The 15975-nt window shown below is 59.7% G+C and carries 14 protein-coding genes and 1 pseudogene; 8 read left to right on the top strand and 7 right to left on the bottom strand.

Features of this window, described 5'->3' with window-relative positions; translation table 11 throughout:
- Positions 1 to 21: 21 nt before the first annotated feature.
- Positions 22 to 1146 carry an iron-containing redox enzyme family protein gene (locus tag AC07V8_RS18475; protein WP_494679793.1) on the bottom strand — a complete coding sequence of 375 codons (1125 nt, stop codon included), beginning with the start codon at positions 1144 to 1146 and terminating at the stop codon, positions 22 to 24.
- A gap of 375 nt (positions 1147 to 1521) precedes the next feature.
- Between AC07V8_RS18475 and AC07V8_RS18470 the strand changes: the two genes are divergently transcribed.
- Positions 1522 to 2097 (top strand): TetR/AcrR family transcriptional regulator, encoded by a 576-nt coding sequence (locus AC07V8_RS18470; RefSeq protein WP_098497102.1) that lies wholly within the window; start codon positions 1522 to 1524, stop codon positions 2095 to 2097.
- Positions 2098 to 2190: 93 nt separating this feature from the next.
- Here the strand turns inward: AC07V8_RS18470 and AC07V8_RS18465 are convergent, their stop codons facing one another.
- Positions 2191 to 2643 (bottom strand): MoaF-related domain-containing protein, encoded by a 453-nt coding sequence (locus AC07V8_RS18465; RefSeq protein WP_494679792.1) that lies wholly within the window; start codon positions 2641 to 2643, stop codon positions 2191 to 2193.
- 106 nt (positions 2644 to 2749) lie between these two features.
- On the opposite strand from AC07V8_RS18465, the pseudogene AC07V8_RS18460 reads away from it, so the two are divergent.
- The 3 genes and pseudogenes from AC07V8_RS18460 to AC07V8_RS18450 all read left to right on the top strand — a co-directional run.
- Positions 2750 to 2934, top strand: a pseudogene (locus tag AC07V8_RS18460) (Crp/Fnr family transcriptional regulator); the annotation flags it as partial.
- A gap of 185 nt (positions 2935 to 3119) precedes the next feature.
- Complete coding sequence (locus tag AC07V8_RS18455; RefSeq protein ID WP_494679791.1) at positions 3120 to 3860, top strand: hypothetical protein; 741 nt, start codon at positions 3120 to 3122, stop codon at positions 3858 to 3860.
- A 25-nt stretch (positions 3861 to 3885) separates the two neighbouring features.
- The gene (locus tag AC07V8_RS18450) at positions 3886 to 4470 is read left to right on the top strand and encodes a C39 family peptidase (protein ID WP_494679790.1); all 585 of its coding nucleotides are present in this window, start codon (positions 3886 to 3888) and stop codon (positions 4468 to 4470) included.
- Between the two features lie 90 nt (positions 4471 to 4560).
- Here AC07V8_RS18450 and AC07V8_RS18445 read toward each other — a convergent pair whose 3' ends face one another.
- From AC07V8_RS18445 to AC07V8_RS18435, 3 genes are all read right to left on the bottom strand, one after another.
- Positions 4561 to 4875 (bottom strand): DUF2442 domain-containing protein, encoded by a 315-nt coding sequence (locus AC07V8_RS18445; protein WP_494679789.1) that lies wholly within the window; start codon positions 4873 to 4875, stop codon positions 4561 to 4563.
- 2 nt (positions 4876 to 4877) lie between these two features.
- Positions 4878 to 5654: a crotonase/enoyl-CoA hydratase family protein gene (locus AC07V8_RS18440; protein ID WP_494679788.1), complete on the bottom strand. Its 777-nt coding sequence runs from the start codon at positions 5652 to 5654 to the stop codon at positions 4878 to 4880.
- 92 nt (positions 5655 to 5746) lie between these two features.
- Positions 5747 to 10609 carry an NAD-glutamate dehydrogenase gene (locus AC07V8_RS18435; protein ID WP_494679787.1) on the bottom strand — a complete coding sequence of 1621 codons (4863 nt, stop codon included), beginning with the start codon at positions 10607 to 10609 and terminating at the stop codon, positions 5747 to 5749.
- A 232-nt stretch (positions 10610 to 10841) separates the two neighbouring features.
- Between AC07V8_RS18435 and psrA the strand changes: the two genes are divergently transcribed.
- Positions 10842 to 11945 carry an iron-containing alcohol dehydrogenase PsrA gene (psrA, locus tag AC07V8_RS18430; RefSeq protein WP_494679786.1) on the top strand — a complete coding sequence of 368 codons (1104 nt, stop codon included), beginning with the start codon at positions 10842 to 10844 and terminating at the stop codon, positions 11943 to 11945.
- Between the two features lie 240 nt (positions 11946 to 12185).
- Here the strand turns inward: psrA and AC07V8_RS18425 are convergent, their stop codons facing one another.
- Positions 12186 to 12620, bottom strand: coding sequence for an Hpt domain-containing protein (locus AC07V8_RS18425; protein ID WP_494679785.1), 435 nt, complete (start codon positions 12618 to 12620; stop codon positions 12186 to 12188).
- Between the two features lie 436 nt (positions 12621 to 13056).
- On the opposite strand from AC07V8_RS18425, the gene AC07V8_RS18420 reads away from it, so the two are divergent.
- The 3 genes from AC07V8_RS18420 to AC07V8_RS18410 all read left to right on the top strand — a co-directional run bounded on the left by AC07V8_RS18420 (position 13057) and on the right by AC07V8_RS18410 (position 15321).
- Entirely contained in the window at positions 13057 to 13500 is a 444-nt protein-coding gene (locus AC07V8_RS18420; protein ID WP_211474266.1) for a CBS domain-containing protein, read from the top strand.
- Between the two features lie 82 nt (positions 13501 to 13582).
- Positions 13583 to 14749 carry a tetratricopeptide repeat protein gene (locus AC07V8_RS18415; RefSeq protein WP_494679784.1) on the top strand — a complete coding sequence of 389 codons (1167 nt, stop codon included), beginning with the start codon at positions 13583 to 13585 and terminating at the stop codon, positions 14747 to 14749.
- Positions 14750 to 14961: 212 nt separating this feature from the next.
- Positions 14962 to 15321 carry a hypothetical protein gene (locus AC07V8_RS18410; RefSeq protein WP_494721481.1) on the top strand — a complete coding sequence of 120 codons (360 nt, stop codon included), beginning with the start codon at positions 14962 to 14964 and terminating at the stop codon, positions 15319 to 15321.
- A 50-nt stretch (positions 15322 to 15371) separates the two neighbouring features.
- Here AC07V8_RS18410 and AC07V8_RS18405 read toward each other — a convergent pair whose 3' ends face one another.
- Positions 15372 to 15920: a DUF1003 domain-containing protein gene (locus tag AC07V8_RS18405; RefSeq protein WP_494679782.1), complete on the bottom strand. Its 549-nt coding sequence runs from the start codon at positions 15918 to 15920 to the stop codon at positions 15372 to 15374.
- Positions 15921 to 15975 lie beyond the last annotated feature (55 nt).

Raw genomic sequence — 15975 nt, 5'->3', positions numbered from 1 at the left:
TGCAGATCCTGGCTTCGCCGGTCAGGCCTTGCCTGCCGCCGATGCGTGCGTTTGCAGCATGCCAAGCAATGCATCGTAATAATCCTGGCAAGTATTCAGGCGCAACATGGCGCCTTGCAGGATTTCTCCGCGCGCTTCTGGGTATTTTGCGTCAAGCGGCACGATCACGTTTTCCAGCCAGCCCTGCGCATGAACGACGTCGATACTGATATGTTCCTTGTAGTAATCGACTTCGCCGCCCTTGCCCAGGCCGATACGGTGGCAGCCATGCACCAGCTTTTCATACTGGCGCGGATCCAGCAGCTCGGTGATCGCCATGATGCCGATCGCCTTGAAGTAATGCTTGCGCTGCAGACAGGTCAGCATGAACAGATTGTGCCCTGCCAGGCCTTGCCAGCCGAGCGACGAGGCATGGTTGTCTTCGGCATTGTCAGCGCCGACCATGTCCAGCAGCTGGCGGAACAGATTGACGTGGCTTCGAGCGGAGTTGCCGTTGCCCGATTCATCCCACAGATTCTGCACCAGTTCCTTGCGGGTGATCTCGTCCGAGCCGACCAGTATCAATGCGATCAAGTCGAAGAAACGGATATTCAGCGCCGCGTCGCTGCGGAAAAATTCGATGAACTGGCCGTGGGTGGCGGTGGTTTCCAGGTAGTCGAACAAAGGATGGTTGGAGACGCTATGCTCGCTCCAGAGAAGGCGCAAGGCATCGGTGAGCGGCATGTCGGCGCTGATGCGCGCCAGCGGCGAGGTATCGCCGGACGCCAGCCAGGCTCTTTCGATTTCATTGCGCATCTGCTGCAGGTAATGATTGGATTGATTGGCCGCGGCGAAACTGGTCGCCGACGCCACATGCATATCCAGCAGGATGAAAAGTGTCCGGTGCACCAGGCACAGCGCTTCGTTATCATCTGTCGCCAGGGCCTTGGCCAGCGTGGAGCGCACCTTGTTCATCAACAGCTCAAACAGCTCGCGGTCGCTGTCGAAACGGCTTTCCAGCTCTGGATCGGCGACCAGCATGGACACGATGGCATCAAGGGGAAGCTCGGAATACGGCTCTCGCAGGCTTTCGTAGACGTCCGGATGAAGATCCACTGCATGAAACACTTCTGTGACTTGCGAATTCGCTACGGTCGAATAACTCATGTAACTTCCTCAAAATAGTGTTTAAACCGTGACTGCCATTGCCACCCTTTATTTTTATGCAAGCGGCTGAATTGCCCTCTGCAAATTTTTTATAATATCCTAAATTTAAACAGACAGGTCTGTCATAATATTGAAATATTAGTCCCCCGGCGCGAGTGCCGATGATAGCTGTGCAACACCGTTTTACAACGCTTTCCAGCCAGTTTTCACTGCCGATCGCCAACTTGCATCAGCGACAACAAATATTGAGATAATATACCGTGCTGTACACTGCTCCGATTGCAGCAGACCGTGTCCGGCAGTCGCTTCGCCATGTTTGCGCTACCGGCCTATTGCATGTTCAACCACGTAACTTACACCTAATCAATGACGCGTATGAAAGAAAAACGACAGATACTTATTGATACGGCAACGCGGCTCTTTTCCCAAGACGGTTACCATGCAGTAGGCATAGACCGCATCCTGGCGGAAGCAGGCGTCGCCAAGATGACACTGTACAAATACTTTCCATCGAAAAAAGAGCTGGTGGTGGAAGTGCTGGAAGAACGCATGGCGATGTGCGCAAACTCGCTCTCCCTGTTTCTCGAAAAATTCGAGACGCCGATAGACAAGCTGCATGGCGTCTTCATGTGGCACGACAAGTGGTTCCGCGAGGTGAATTTCACCGGCTGCATGTTTGCAGCGGCAGCGGCGGAATTCCACGGCACCGATAATGCCATCCTGCGTACGGCCGCCAGCCAGAAGAAAGGCCTGACCGACCTTGTGAAGAATATACTGGAACCCTTGGTGGGAAAAAGCGTCGCCACCAAACTGGCGCGCCAAGTGGTCATGCTGCTCGACGGCGCCACCCTCGCCGCCCACGTCGCCGGCCGCAAGAATGCCGCCAACGACGCCTGGAGCGTCGCCCAGGAAATTGTGCTGCTGGAACATTCCAAGCTGCAGACTGCCTAGCCGCATCTCTTTATAGAGAGCCGATCCGGAATCCTCCGGCCGGCTCTCTGCCCAACTCCCTCAATTACACGAGCTTGTCATCGCCGCAGAAAGCTATTTGGCGTTTCCGACGATTTTGATGCTGCCCTTGAAGTGCACAAACTTGCCGTCGGGATAGGATACGTTGGTATGCACCGTGCCATGCTCGAAATCCTCCACGTGCACCACGTTCAGCTTGGAGTCCGGTTCATGCCAGTACACCATATAGACTTGCGGACGGATCTTGACCGCCGTGTATTGCACGGTCTCGGTAATGCCTTTGAAGATCCCCGAACGGCAGTAGATTGACAAGGTATTAAGATCCTTGAAATTCAGGTCGATGATGGCGTCGCCAAACACCACTTCCACCGCCTTGCCCGCCGCCGGAAAATCCGCCGCGCTAGGTCCGACGGCGCTGTCATTCACGACGGCTGGCGCCGTCGCTTGAGCAGCCTCCTGGGCCGATGCCTGCACTACCAGCCCCAGTTGCAATGCAGAAAAAAGTGCAATATTTACAATTGATTTCAACAACATTTAATCCCCCGGTTTGATTGTTATGAAATATCAGGTCAAATGAGACCGAGGGAAGTATATCCAGAAATACTATTGCGATCGGGCAAAATGTCAGCGTGGTGAAGCGATGCACCTGATGAGCGTGATCATGGTGTACACCATTACCCTGCATCTGCTGGATGCGCCGGGGCGCGTGCACAGGTTCCTGCGCAAGCACGCCGAAGCACTCCTAAAAAGGAACTGGCGACCTACCTGAGCATTGCCGCGGAAACCTTGAGCCGCTTGAAGCATCAGGGAAAAATCTAGGCGTCGCCGCCACGTTTCCTGTGCTGTCGCGCTGTCAACTCTGACAGCTGTTTTTACCTTCCCCACCGTCCTAGATTGGTACGAGTGCTGCCGTCTTGCACATCTCTTGCATCCCATCCGGGTGTCTGAGCCGGGCAGCGCGTTTCCGCGCAACTTGTCGATCACGATCTAAGGGGAAATCAAAGATGCATGCTAAACCAATCGTCCAGGCCCTCTTGTTCAGCGCCGCCGTGCTGGCCATGAGCGCCCCGCTGCACGCGCAATCAAGCGCTGCGCGAACCCCGCCGCAACTCCAGCAAACCGAAGGCAGCGATGCCGCCGCTGCCGCCGCCCGCGGTTTCGCCGAGTTTGTGCAAAACCAGGTGCAGGCCCACGCCGGTACGCTGCCCGCAGGCTTTCCGCTCGATGTGGCTGACGTCCAGGACCTGAAGGATGCCCGCATCGCTTACGGTTTCCCTGTATATACGGTCGATCCGAAGGATATTGTGGCGGGCCGCAGCGATTTCAGCGCCATGGCGAAACCGACCGGCGTCTGGCGTTTCCTGGTCAGCCGCGATAACCGTCCGATCGGACTGGCGACCGTGGAAAAACTCAACGGCGCATGGCAAACCATTGCTTATGGCGCCGCCGGCTTGTCCAAGGACGTCGACGCCCTGATGCAATTCCACGGCAATGCCGACCATTCCAACCTGCGGTTTATCCGCGTCTTCCAGGCCCAGTCCGATTTTCTGGAAGTCGCTTCGGCCAACGGCGCCGCGCCCCGCTTCGCGCCGCTGCAATCGGCGCGCGAATCGCTGTTGCTGCAGCAGCGCGCAAAGAAAACCGGCAGCGCCGCCGATAACGCCGCCAACGGCCTGATGGATGCCAGCCAGTTCGCTGAATCCTTGCGTGCCGCCGTCAAGGCGAATATCGCCAATTTCCGCTGATCGTCAACCTACTCCAGGAGTGAACGTGAACAAGACATTACGCCGCATGATTGCGGGCGCCGGCCTTGTGCTGATGGCGCCATTGGCATTAGCCGCTTCGAAAACCTTGAATGTGCCGCTGGTCACACAGGAGCATAGCGAATGGTGCTGGGCGGGTTCCAGCAAGGCGGTATTGAATTTCTACCAGAAGACGCCGAGCCAGTGCGGGATAGTCAACTGGGCGTTCGGCATCAATTACGCTTGCGGCAACAGCCGCTTCAACTGGAACAGCCAGGCCAACCAGCCCAACGGCATGTATGGCAACGGCAGCGTGCAAGACATCCTGGGCAATTGGGGCGTGCCGAATACCGCCGTCAACAACTATCTGTCCTGGGCTCACGTGGTCAGCGACATCAACGCCAACCGTCCGTTTGTGGTGCGCTACGGCTGGACCAACGGCGGCGGCCATATCATGGTCGGGCACGGATATGAAACCGTCAACGGCGTCAATTACCTGTACATCATGAATCCCTGGCCCGGTGAAGGCATGACTTATGGCAGTTACGATTCAACCGTATCGGACTACGACCACCAATGGACCCATACGCAGCGCATGAACATCAGCGGCTAGGATGGCGGCGCTGCCGCGAGCTTGACTGCAGGCGGCGGCGTCCCGATCGGAAAAAATCAGCTGCTACAAGCTGCACAGCTGAGAATGCGTTCAGGCCGTCAGTTCCTTATTCTTTCTGGGACGGCCGCCCAGCCTGCCGTTTTCCCGCGCGGCCTTGCTTTTCGCTTCACTGGATGCCTTGCCGCCGATCTTGCCGATCTCGGACGCCATCCAGCGTTTCGAACCCAGGAAACCTTCCAGCAATGCCGGCAGATATAAATCCGCATCCAGATGGGGGAAATGGATGCCCAGGCCCGAGGGCGAGATTTCCGCATCGGCCAGTTCGGCAGGATGCGCATGCTCCAGTCCCTGCGCCTGCTTGGGAGAGAATGCCAGCTCCAGGTAATTACCACCAACAACAAGCAATATCAGGCATCAAAACGGCCGTGGCGTCCGGCGCCAAGCGTGAACCTGGACGCGCCGTCTTCGCCCTCGCCGAACACAATCGGCACGCCATGCGCGCCTTCGCGTCTGAGCGCCTCGGCCAACGGCAAATCCCATTGCTCATAAGCGGAACTGCGATCGGTCAGCATGCATTGCTGGGGGAAGCCGGCAATCTGGCGCGCCAGGTCCTGCGCCACCAGCAAGGCGCCGCCGGGCGGCGTGCTGCGGTTGATCAAGCCCATTGCCAACGCTTCGGCGGCGGCAACCGGGCGTCCTGTAAGAATCAGGTCAAGCGCCCTACCCATGCCGATCAGGCGCGGCAGCCTGACCGTGCCGCCGTCGATCAAGGGCACGCCCCAGCGCCGGCAAAACACGCCGAACACGGCATCTTCGTCGGCCACCCGCAGATCTGCCAGCAACGCCAGCTCCAGTCCGCCGGCAACGGCGCAGCCATTGACCGCGGCCACCAGCGGCTTGGACAGCGCCATGCGGGTCGGCCCCATCGGGCCGCTGCCGCCGCCTTCGGCGTCGAGTTCATTGCGCAAGGCAGGATCGCCGATGGCGGTGAGGTCGGCGCCGGCGCAGAAGTTGCCGCCGGCGCCGGTCAGCACCGCCACCCGTAGCGAGGCGTCGCTTTCGAATCGTTTGAACGCCAGATGCAGCTCATCGGCCATCAGGCGGTCGACCGCATTGCGTTTGTGCGGCCGGTTCATCGTGATGGTGCAGATGCTGCCGTCGGTCTCGAACAAAATGGAGGGCATGGCGCCGCCTTTCTATTTGCCAGTCGGCACTGGGGCGCGCAAGAACCGGCACAGCAAGATCAGCTGCGCGGCCCCCACGCCTCCCAGGCGCTTCAGTTAGTCGCGGCGTCGATCGCCCGCATTTCCCGCGCCGCCACCGACAGCATGGCGAGATCCACATTGCCGCCCATCTGGAAATCGGTCAGCAGGCGGCGATAGCGCTCCAGCGGCGTCCGGCTGGCGGTCTGCCAGACGTCGATCATTTCCTGCGACTTGTCCAGCGCCGGCGACAGCTGGATCACCTTGGCTGTCAAGGCGCGCTGCAGGCCGGTCAGGTCGCTCTGCAAGGCGGTCCGCGCCAGCGTCTGCCAATGCGAATCCACCGGCAAGGCGCCGACCCGCTCGCGCATCCAGCCGACATTCAGATTCAGGTCGAGCGCAAAATACACCGCCGCCACCAGCTCCAGGCTGCGGCCGGTGGAGGCCGCCACTTCGGCGATATCCAGCACCGCGCCGATCAGCTCGGCGCTGGCGACCCGCCGCGCCAGCTGCTCTGAAACGCCGGCCTGGATCAGCGCATCGCGCTTGACCTTGAGCGCTTCGGCGTCGCTCGCGGCCAGCAATGACACCAGTTGCGGCCCGAGCTGGTCGGCAGCCTGGCGGAAACGCGCCACCGTGGCTTCGATCGAGGCTTCCTGCGCATGGCGATGCAGGAACCAGAAACTGGCGTGCTCGATCAGGCCGCCGACATCGACGAACATCTGCGCCTGCAGGGCATCCGGCACCTGGTTGTCGAGGGCGTCGATGTCTTGCCAGATTTCCTCGAAGCCGAAGACTTCGCGCGCTATCACGGTGGCGCGGACGACGTCGGCCGGACTGGCACCGCTCTCGTCGGCCAGCTGATAGACGAAAGTAGCGCCGACCCGGTTGGTCAAGGTGTTGACCAGATAGGTGGCGATGATTTCGCGCGCCAGCGGATGGCGCCGCATGGCGTCCGGATAGCGCTCGCGCAGCGGCTGCGGGAAGTAAGCCGGCAGCGATGCGGCGATGAAGGGATCGGCCAGCAGGTCCGACGCCAGCAATTCCTCGTACAGCCACATCTTGTTGTAAGCCATCAGCACCGCGCGCTCCGGCGCCGCCAAGCCTTGCTTGGCGGTCTTGCGCTCGGCGCACTCTTCTTCCGACGGCAGGAACTCAACCGCGCGGTCCAGCCGGCCGGCCCGCTCCAGGCTGCGGATCAAGCGCGCTTCCGGCTCCAGCAGGCTGGCGGCGCGGCGTCCCGCCACCGACAGCGACTGCGTCTGGTAGTAGTTATCGGTCAGCACCTGCAGGCCGACTTCCTCCGTCATTTCCGCCAGCAGCTTGTTGCGCTGTTTCTCGGTCATTTCGCCTTCGCTGACGATCAGGCCGAGCATGATCTTGATATTGACTTCATGGTCGGAGCAGTCGACGCCGGCTGAATTGTCGATCGCATCGGTGCAGATGCGGCCGCCCTTTTGCGCGAATTCGATGCGGCCGAACTGGGTGGCGCCGAGATTGCCGCCTTCCGCCACCACCTTGCAGTTGAGTTCGGCGCCGTTGACGCGGATTGCGTCGTTGGCGCGGTCGCCGACCTGGGCATGGGTTTCGCGGGTGGCCTTGATATAGGTGCCGATGCCACCGTTATAGAGCAGGTCGACCGGCGCCAGCAGGATCGCCCGTATCAGTTCGGCCGGCGCCAGCTCGCTGGCGGCAACGCCCAGCATGGCTTGCACCTGCGGCGTCAGGGGGATGGTCTTGAGGCTGCGCGCATAGACCCCGCCGCCGCTGGAAATCAGGTCGCTGTTGTAGTCCGCCCAGCTGGAGCGCGGCAACGCGAACAAGCGCTCGCGCTCGGCAAAGCTGGCGGCCGGATCGGGCGCCGGATCGAGGAAAATGTGGCGATGGTCGAAGCCGGCCAGCAGCTTGATATGGCGCGACAGCAGCATGCCGTTGCCGAACACGTCGCCCGACATGTCGCCGATGCCGACCACCGTGAAATCCTGCTCCTGGGTATTGAGGCCGGTTTCGCGGAAATGGCGCTTGACCGCTTCCCAGGCGCCGCGGGCGGTAATCCCCATCTTCTTGTGGTCATAGCCGACCGAGCCGCCGGAAGCAAAGGCGTCGCCCAGCCAGAAACCGTATTCTGCCGACACCGCGTTGGCGTAGTCGGAAAAACTGGCGGTGCCTTTATCGGCCGCCACCACCAGGTAAGGATCGTCCGCATCGTAGCGCACCACGTCGGCCGGCGGCACGACCTTGCCGTCGACCAGGTTGTCGGTCAGGTCCAGCAGGCCGCGCAGGAAATTCTGGTAGCAGGCCACGCCCTCGCGCAGGTAGGCATCGCGCTCGCTGGCCGGCGGCGCGCTTTTCAGCACGAAGCCCCCCTTGGAGCCGACCGGCACGATCACCGCATTCTTGACCATCTGCGCTTTCACCAGTCCCAGCACCTCGGTACGGAAGTCTTCTCGCCGGTCCGACCAGCGCAAGCCGCCGCGCGCCACCTTGCCGCCACGCAGGTGGACGCCCTCGAAACGCGGCGAATACACCCAGATTTCAAACATCGGCTTGGGCGCCGGCAATCCCGGCACCTTGGATGGATCGAACTTGAACGACAGATACGGCTTGGGCTGGCCGTCGGCGCCGCGCTGGAAATAATTGCAGCGCAAAGTGGCGCTGATGACGCCGAGAAACTGGCGCAGGATGCGGTCTTCGTCCAGGTTCGGCACCTGGTCCATCGCCTCTTCGGTCTGCTCCAGCAAGGCCTTGGTCTTGGCTTCTGCGCCGGCATCCTTGGCGCGCGCCGGATCGAAGCGCGCCAGGAACAGTTCCACCAGCTTGCGCGCAATGGCCGGGTTGGCAGTCAGGGCCTGCTCGATGTAGGCGTTGCTGAAGGTCGAGCCCACTTGCCGCAGATAGCGCGCATAAGCGCGCAGAATCGTCACTTCGCGCCAGGTCAGGCGGGCGCGCAGGACCAGGCGGTTGAGATCGTCGTTGTCCGCTTCGCCGCTCCAGACGCGGGCGAAGGCATCTTCGAACACGCCCTTGATGCGGTCGATCTCGACCTCGCTGTCGTCCGCGGTCTGCATGCCGAAATCGTGGATCCAGGCCGGCTCGCCGTCTTGCAGTTCGATGCGGTAAGGCCGCTCCTCGTTCACTTTCACGCCCATGTGCTCCAGCATGGGCAGGCTTTGCGATAAGGCCATCGGCTTGCCGGCGCGGTAGATCTTCAGCCGCAGCGAAGCCGGCGTGGCTTCGACCGGGCGATACAAGCTCATCGCCAGACCGGCGTTCTTTTGCGCATCTTCCAGCAAGGCGATATCGTGCACGGCGGCGCGCGCGGCGTAATCCTCGCGGAAGCCGGCCGGGAACGAACCGGCATAGCGCCGCAGCAGCCGCGTGCCCTGCTCTTCGCCGCGCTGCTCCAGCAAGGCTTCCGCCATGTCGTCCTGCCAGCGCCGGGTGGCCTGGACGATGCGCGCTTCGAGCTGCTCGACGTCGATCTCGCTGACGGTGCCAGGTTCGGTGCGGACGGTGAACTGGATGCGCGCCAGCATCGATTCCGACAGCAAGGGCGTAAATTCGATGCCGGTGCCCTTGAAGGCTTCCAGCAGCAAGACCTGGATCCGTTCGCGCAGCTCGGTGTTGAAGCGGTCGCGCGGCACGAACACCAGGCAGGAAACGTAGCGGCCGAAGGCGTCGCGGCGCACGAACAGGCGCGTGCGTTGACGCTCTTCCAGGCGCAGGATGCCGCTGGCGGTATCGAACAGTTCATCTTCGTCGATCTGGAACAGCTCGTCGCGCGGAAATTGTTCCAGGATGGTGGCCAGGGTCTTGGACAAATGGCCTTTCGGGACGAAGCCGGCGCGCTCCAGCACCTTGGCTACCTTGCGCCGCACCAGCGGAATTTCATTGGTCGGCACCATATACGCCGTGGAGGTGTACAGGCCGACGATGCGGCGCTCGCCGATCACCTTGCCGGCACTGTCGTAGCGCTTGACGCCGACATAATCGAGATAGCCGGCGCGATGCACGGTGGCGCGCGAATTGGCCTTGGTAATGAAAATCGGCGACTGCGCGTCGATGATGCCCTGCGCGCTGATCGGCAGCTTGGTCATGTCGGCGCTGTCCGAGGTGCGCAGGGAATCGCGCAAGATGCCCAGGCCGGAACCGGGCACGCCTTGCAGATAATTTTCGCCGGCGTTGACGATCAGTTCGTAATCGCGATAGCCGAGGAAGGTGAAATGGTCGTTCACCATCCATTCCAGGAAGGCGCGCGCTTCGGCGACCTCTCCTTTCAATGCAGTGTCCGCGCCATCCTGCTTTTTCAGGTCGTCGATGGCGCCGCTGGCCGCAGCCATCATCTGCCGCCAGTCTTCCACCGCGGCACGCACGTCGCCCAGCACCTTGCGCACGCCGGCCTGGATTTCCTCCATCCGCGCGGCTTCGGTGCAGCGGTCGATTTCGATATGGATATGGGATTCCAGCCTGGCTTTTTCTCCATCCGCGCCAGCCGCTTCGCTGGCGCGCTGGATTTTTTCAACCTGGCCGCCGGCATCGCGCCACACGCGGAACACCGGATGAATCACGGCATGCAAGGTCAGGCCGAGGCGGTTGATTTCGGTGCTGACCGAATCCACCAGGAATGGCATGTCGTCATTGACGATCTCGATCACGCTATGGCCGGATTGCCAGCCATGCTCGTCGATGCGCGGATTGTAGATGCGCACGCGCGGCGTACCCGAGGTGAAATGACGGCCGAATTGCCAGTGCGCCATCGCGGCGCCATACAGATCGGCGCTGTCGCGGCTCAGAATCTGCTCTTCCCCCACCTGTGAGTAATATTCGGCCAGGAACGGTTGCATGGTTGCAAACACATCCGGCGGCAAACGATCACGCGCAAATTCGACCATCTCTGCCAGCTTCTGCTGTTTTCCTGCTATTGCGGCGTTATGCATGATTTTCCTTCGAATAGCTAAATGGTTAACTTTTTCCGAACTCTACCCTGTCTGCTCTGTTTAGATTCTACCTATCGCGCGCGCAAAACCACAGGCTTTTTAAAAAAACAACCTGACGCCAGGCTCCTGTCATTCTGCGGTAAAACGTTTGTGATAACTTGCCCGCCTTGAAGAAACCAAAACACCGCCAGGCACCAGCCGGACGATGCATCATCCGCAACGAGGAAAAGCCATGTCGCAACGATTTCATAATCCGGTCGCAATTCATTTCGGCAACGGCTGCCTGCAAGAGCTGCCGCAGCTGCTTGGCGCCGGCAAGGTGGTCCTGGCGACTTTTCCGGAAGCGCGGGCGCTCGGCCTGGTGAGCCGGATGGAACAACTGCTGGGCGACCGTCTCTCGTATGTCATCGACGATATCCAGCCGAATCCCGACGTCGCCGCCTTGCGCGCCATGTATGAACAATTCTGGCGGCAGGAGCAAGCCTGCGACACCTTGGTCGCACTGGGCGGCGGCAGCGTCATCGATACCGCCAAGGCCCTGCTGGTGGGCACCGCCAGCGGCAGTTTCACGGAATTGCTGGCATTGCTGGCCGACGGCAAGCCGTTCACGCCGCCGCGGACGAAAAACCTGATCGCTATCCCGACCACGGCCGGCACCGGCAGCGAGGTCACGCCCTGGGCAACCATCTGGGATGCCGCCGGCAAGAAGAAATATTCGCTGCACCTGGATTGCACCTGGCCAGCAGCGGCGCTGGTCGACCCCGCACTGATGCTGAGCCTGCCGCGCCAGGTGACGATTTCCACCGGCCTGGACGCGCTGTCGCATGCGCTGGAATCGATCTGGAACGTCAACGCCAATCCTATCTCGGACACTTACGCAACCTCCGCAATCCAGGACATCCTGGCTTGCCTGCCGGCGCTGGCCGACGACCTGGGCAACCCGGCGCTGCGCTCGGCGATGGCGCTGGCGGCCCTGAAAGCCGGACTGGCGTTTTCCAATACCAAGACTGCGCTTGCGCACTCGATCTCCTACGAAATGACGCTGCGCCACGGACTGCCGCACGGCATCGCCTGCTCCTTCACGCTGCCTCTGGTGCTGCGCATGGCCTGGGGCGTGCAGCCGGAACGCGACGCCACGCTGCAGCGCGTGTTCGGCGCCGGCCGCGAAGAGGCGGAACAACGCCTGCGCGATTTCCTGCATCTGCTAGGCGTCAAGACCGATTTTTCCGATTATGGCGTTTCTCTCCAGGACGCCCGGCAGATGGTAAGTCAGGCGATGCAGGGCGCGCGCGGGAAAAATTTTATCGGTAAGGATAAGACATTCTCGCTTACCTGAGCGCCCTCGCTGAGGCATCAAGACCTTCCCCGTGGAGGAAGCCACCCGGCAGCTGCCCAGCTCGCCGAGTTTTTCCCGCACGCTGGAGATGAAAGCTTGAATCAACACGGCATAAAATAGCAGGTGCGGTGCATGCCGGCCGGATTCTTATTTTGTGGCGCTGCTGGTCGCCTCCTTCGCGAAACCTGTCCCGGCCCGGAAGCTGATCGAAGGCACGGCGCTCTGGCTTTCCGGCCACCGTCAGCATCGAACAACCGACTCTTCGCTATCCGCAAGAAAGCGCCGTACTTCTTGCATCGTCAGTTCGATTTCAATTTGCAGCTTTGAAAAACTGTCGCTCCCGCACGGCAATTTTTGCCGGTTGAACTCTGCGTCGATCTGATCCAGCATCCGTACCGCTGCCTGCGCTCCGGCGATCAGCAAAGAACCTTTTAGGGCGTGGCATTCGTAGGTCGCCGCAACCACATTCTGCGCCCGCACGGCGGCCTCCAGCCTGCCGAACTGCTCGCCGGCGACCAGCAGAAACAGCGCGCACAATTCGGCACAGACGGCCTTGTCTTGATAGGCATGCCTCAAAAATGTCTGGGGACTGAAGTGATCGCAGGTCTGGAGTTGCATGTCCGGATGTATCGGCCTTGTCATGTCGTCTGCGGGAACATCGTCAATACGATCCATCGGAATTCACCATGCCTGCCTTGGGGAGCGGCAGCGTAAAAGCGAATATGGCGCCGCAGTCATGACCTAGCTATTTTTTTCAGTACGCGTGCAACACTAAAAACGGCCACTGAAATGCATTTTCATAAGAAATGAAGCTTGCGCTTCCAAACGATGGCGTCACTGCGCTGGCATGCTCTGCCCTCGGAGGTCGCCGCCCGGCGGCTGATCAGGTTCAGGATCCGCTATTAAATGCTATGCTTGAGACAATGAGATTTCCGCAGTGCAATATTAATGCAGCAGCCCGTCTTTTTGTACTGTCAGATGTGCCAGTCGCCAGCCGCGATTCGCGCCGCCGACGAAGAGGCTTGCAATTCGAATACGAACGCGCTACTTTCTCACTAAAGCACGGCTGGAAATATTGATGCACCCGCAGGCTTGTCTGAAAGGACCGCAGATGAAAAGCGTCGCACAAATTCTTAAGACCAAGCAAAACCAGGCCGTCTACACCATCTCGCCGTCAGCCAAGGTATTCGACGCCATAAAAATGATGTCCGATCAAAGCGTCGGCGCATTGCTGGTGACGGAAGGAGACGTCATTGTCGGCATCGTCACGGAGCGCGACTATGCCCGGAAAATGATACTCAAGGGCCGTTCGTCGACAGAGACCTCCGTGCGCGACATCATGACCTCCTCCGTCATGTACGTGCGTCCGGAAGACACCAATGAGCAGTGCATGGCGCTGATGACCGAGAATCGCCTGCGCCACCTGCCTATTCTGGACAACGGCAAGCTGATCGGCATCATTTCCATCGGCGACCTGGTGAAAGATATCATTTCCGAGCAGCAGTTCATCATCCAGCAACTCGAACACTACATCATGGGCCGCCCGCCGGCTTGATCAAATCAGGTATATATTAGAGAGTGGAAGTACACGGCGGTACCTCGTCTCGAAACGGCATTTTTCGACATGGTGGCCTCAGATGAAAAACTGGGTAGTCCTGCCTTTCTGCATCATGCTCGCAGCCTGCGTCTCCGCGCCGCCGGCGCCGCGTGCTGATAATCTGTTCAACGATCAATTGTTCGCGCCCGCCTCGCAACGCATCAGCGCCGATGACGTATTTGCGCTCAGCCCATCCATGCAGCAATACCTGCACAGCGAGGAAATCGCCTACCAGATGCATCTCAAAGGCATGCAACAAGGCTTGTTCGATGCCTTGTACAACAAAAAACAGCTGAAACTGGACTACAACTCCGAGCACACCCGCAATGCCGCGCAAACCTTTGCAGCGCGTTCCGGAAACTGCCTGTCGCTGGTGATCATGACCGCCGCTTTCGCCAAGCAGCTGGGGCTGCCGATCGAGTACCAGACGGTATTGATCGATCAATCCTGGACCCGCAACGACGATATCTATTTTGCCAGCGGACACGTCAACATCACACTCGGTAAAAAACTGAGCGACGTCCGCACCCGGTTCGACCAGGCCAGCCTGCTGACCATCGATTTCCTGCCGCCGGAAGAGATCAGTGGGCAAAGTCGCCTGGCTATCGGCGAAAACACAGTCGTCGCCATGTACATGAATAACCAGGCCGCGGAAGCACTGGCGCTGCATCAGCAGGACGACGCCTATTGGTGGGTGCGCGAAGCCATCAGGCAAGATCCCCGATTCCTGGCTTCGTACAATACGCTGGGCGTAATCTACCGGCGTCATGGCAATCCGCAGCAGGCCGAACGTGCGTTCACGCAGGTGCTTGAGAGCGAGCCCGACAACACCGTCGTCATCTTCAATCTGATCGACGTTCTCAACGAACTTGGCCAGACGGCGCGTGCCCAAGCATTGGGCGCCAGACTCGCGCAATTACAGCCGGTCGCGCCGTTCCAGGCATTCAACCTGGGCATGGCGGCAATGCGGGCGGGAGATTACAAGACTGCCAAGCTGCAATTCACCAAAGAAATTGCGCGCGATCCTTACTATCACGAATTCCAGTACTGGCTCGGCATCGCCTGCCTGCGGCTGGGAGAAATCGATCAGGCAGTACAGCACCTGAGCGTCGCCTTGGAGAGCAGCACTACCCGCAGCGATCATGACCTGTACGCCGCCAAGCTTGACCGCGTGAAATCTTACCGCGCGCCGCTGCTGGTGCACTGACCGGCGCGGCGCTGGCTGGATCAGCACCATTTTCCATAAAATTTGCGCAGGCAACGCCGCCATAAATCCTGGCCGGAATTTCGCGCATCAGCACATCAATCGCATGCTTGTGTGCGGTAAGCCGCTTGCGTTTTACGAAGACGTTCTTCGCTAGTGACGTATTGTTGTTCCATGTAAATATACGCGTGGAAATCGCGCAACAATAAAGTTAAATGATGTCAAATATTCGCTTTAATTGTACAGAACGATTTAAGATCAAATCGTCTCCATACGAAAGAGGTGCCGACATGGAATGGCTGAACAGATTGGCGACGAAATATATCCTGACGCCAGAAAAGCTGGCTGAAAACGAACTGCGCGATACCCGCCTGGCCTTATATCAAGCGGAGCGACAGTTGCTCGAAGCAGAAATGCGGGTGGATTACTATCGCAACGTCTTGTCTTTCCTCGAGGCCATCGCCGCCGACGGCGTCGAAAAAGTGGCCGACACGCAAAGACAAAAACCATCTATCCAGCTGCAGGGACCGCAAAGGCTTACCCCGGAGCTCAGCTCTTACCGCGGAGCGGCCTGAAGCCAGTTAAAAGATAGATTGCAGCGCTGCCGATGATTGCGCACAGCCACTTATTTTCGCTCGCGGCTGGCGTGAACATCGCGCCGCTGGTCTAGCGCCGTCAATACCTGGTGCGGATCGGTAGGCTGTTGCATTGCTTCGGCTTCCGGGTCGTGGCGGTCTCTTACCATCGGCAGGTCGCGCCGCAATTCTTCGATCAGGTTGATCAACTTGGTGGTCTTTTGTTCGGTCAGCAAATTCACCTGCAGTTCCAGATGCTGGCGCTGTTCTTCGAATCTGGCCAGACGGTTTTGCTTGATCAGGACCACCGTCGTAATCAGCAGAGCGCACAAGCTGACGATGCCCTGCAGCCAGAAAAAAGGCGGCGGATCGAAGTGGCGCCAGCCGGCGGCCCGCCCGACCAGGCTGAGCAATATCCACAGTGCGACAAACAGCAATATCACGCTTAAAAAATAAGGCCGTCCGACGAAACTGCTGACGTATTCAAGCAAACGTTGCGAATGGCTGAGCTTTTGCTCTTCCTGCTGATAAAACGCCAGAATGCTTTCGATATTCTGGCCGATCTGAGCAGCCGGCTCGGCCTGGTCCTGGTTATCCATGGCAAACTCCCTTGTTCCAAGGCAGGCGGCCCGTTCCATGCACCGCCTCTTACCT

The organism is Collimonas sp. GW821-FHT02H07, from assembly GCF_059421505.1.
This window is presented reverse-complemented; position numbering and strand designations above follow the sequence as displayed.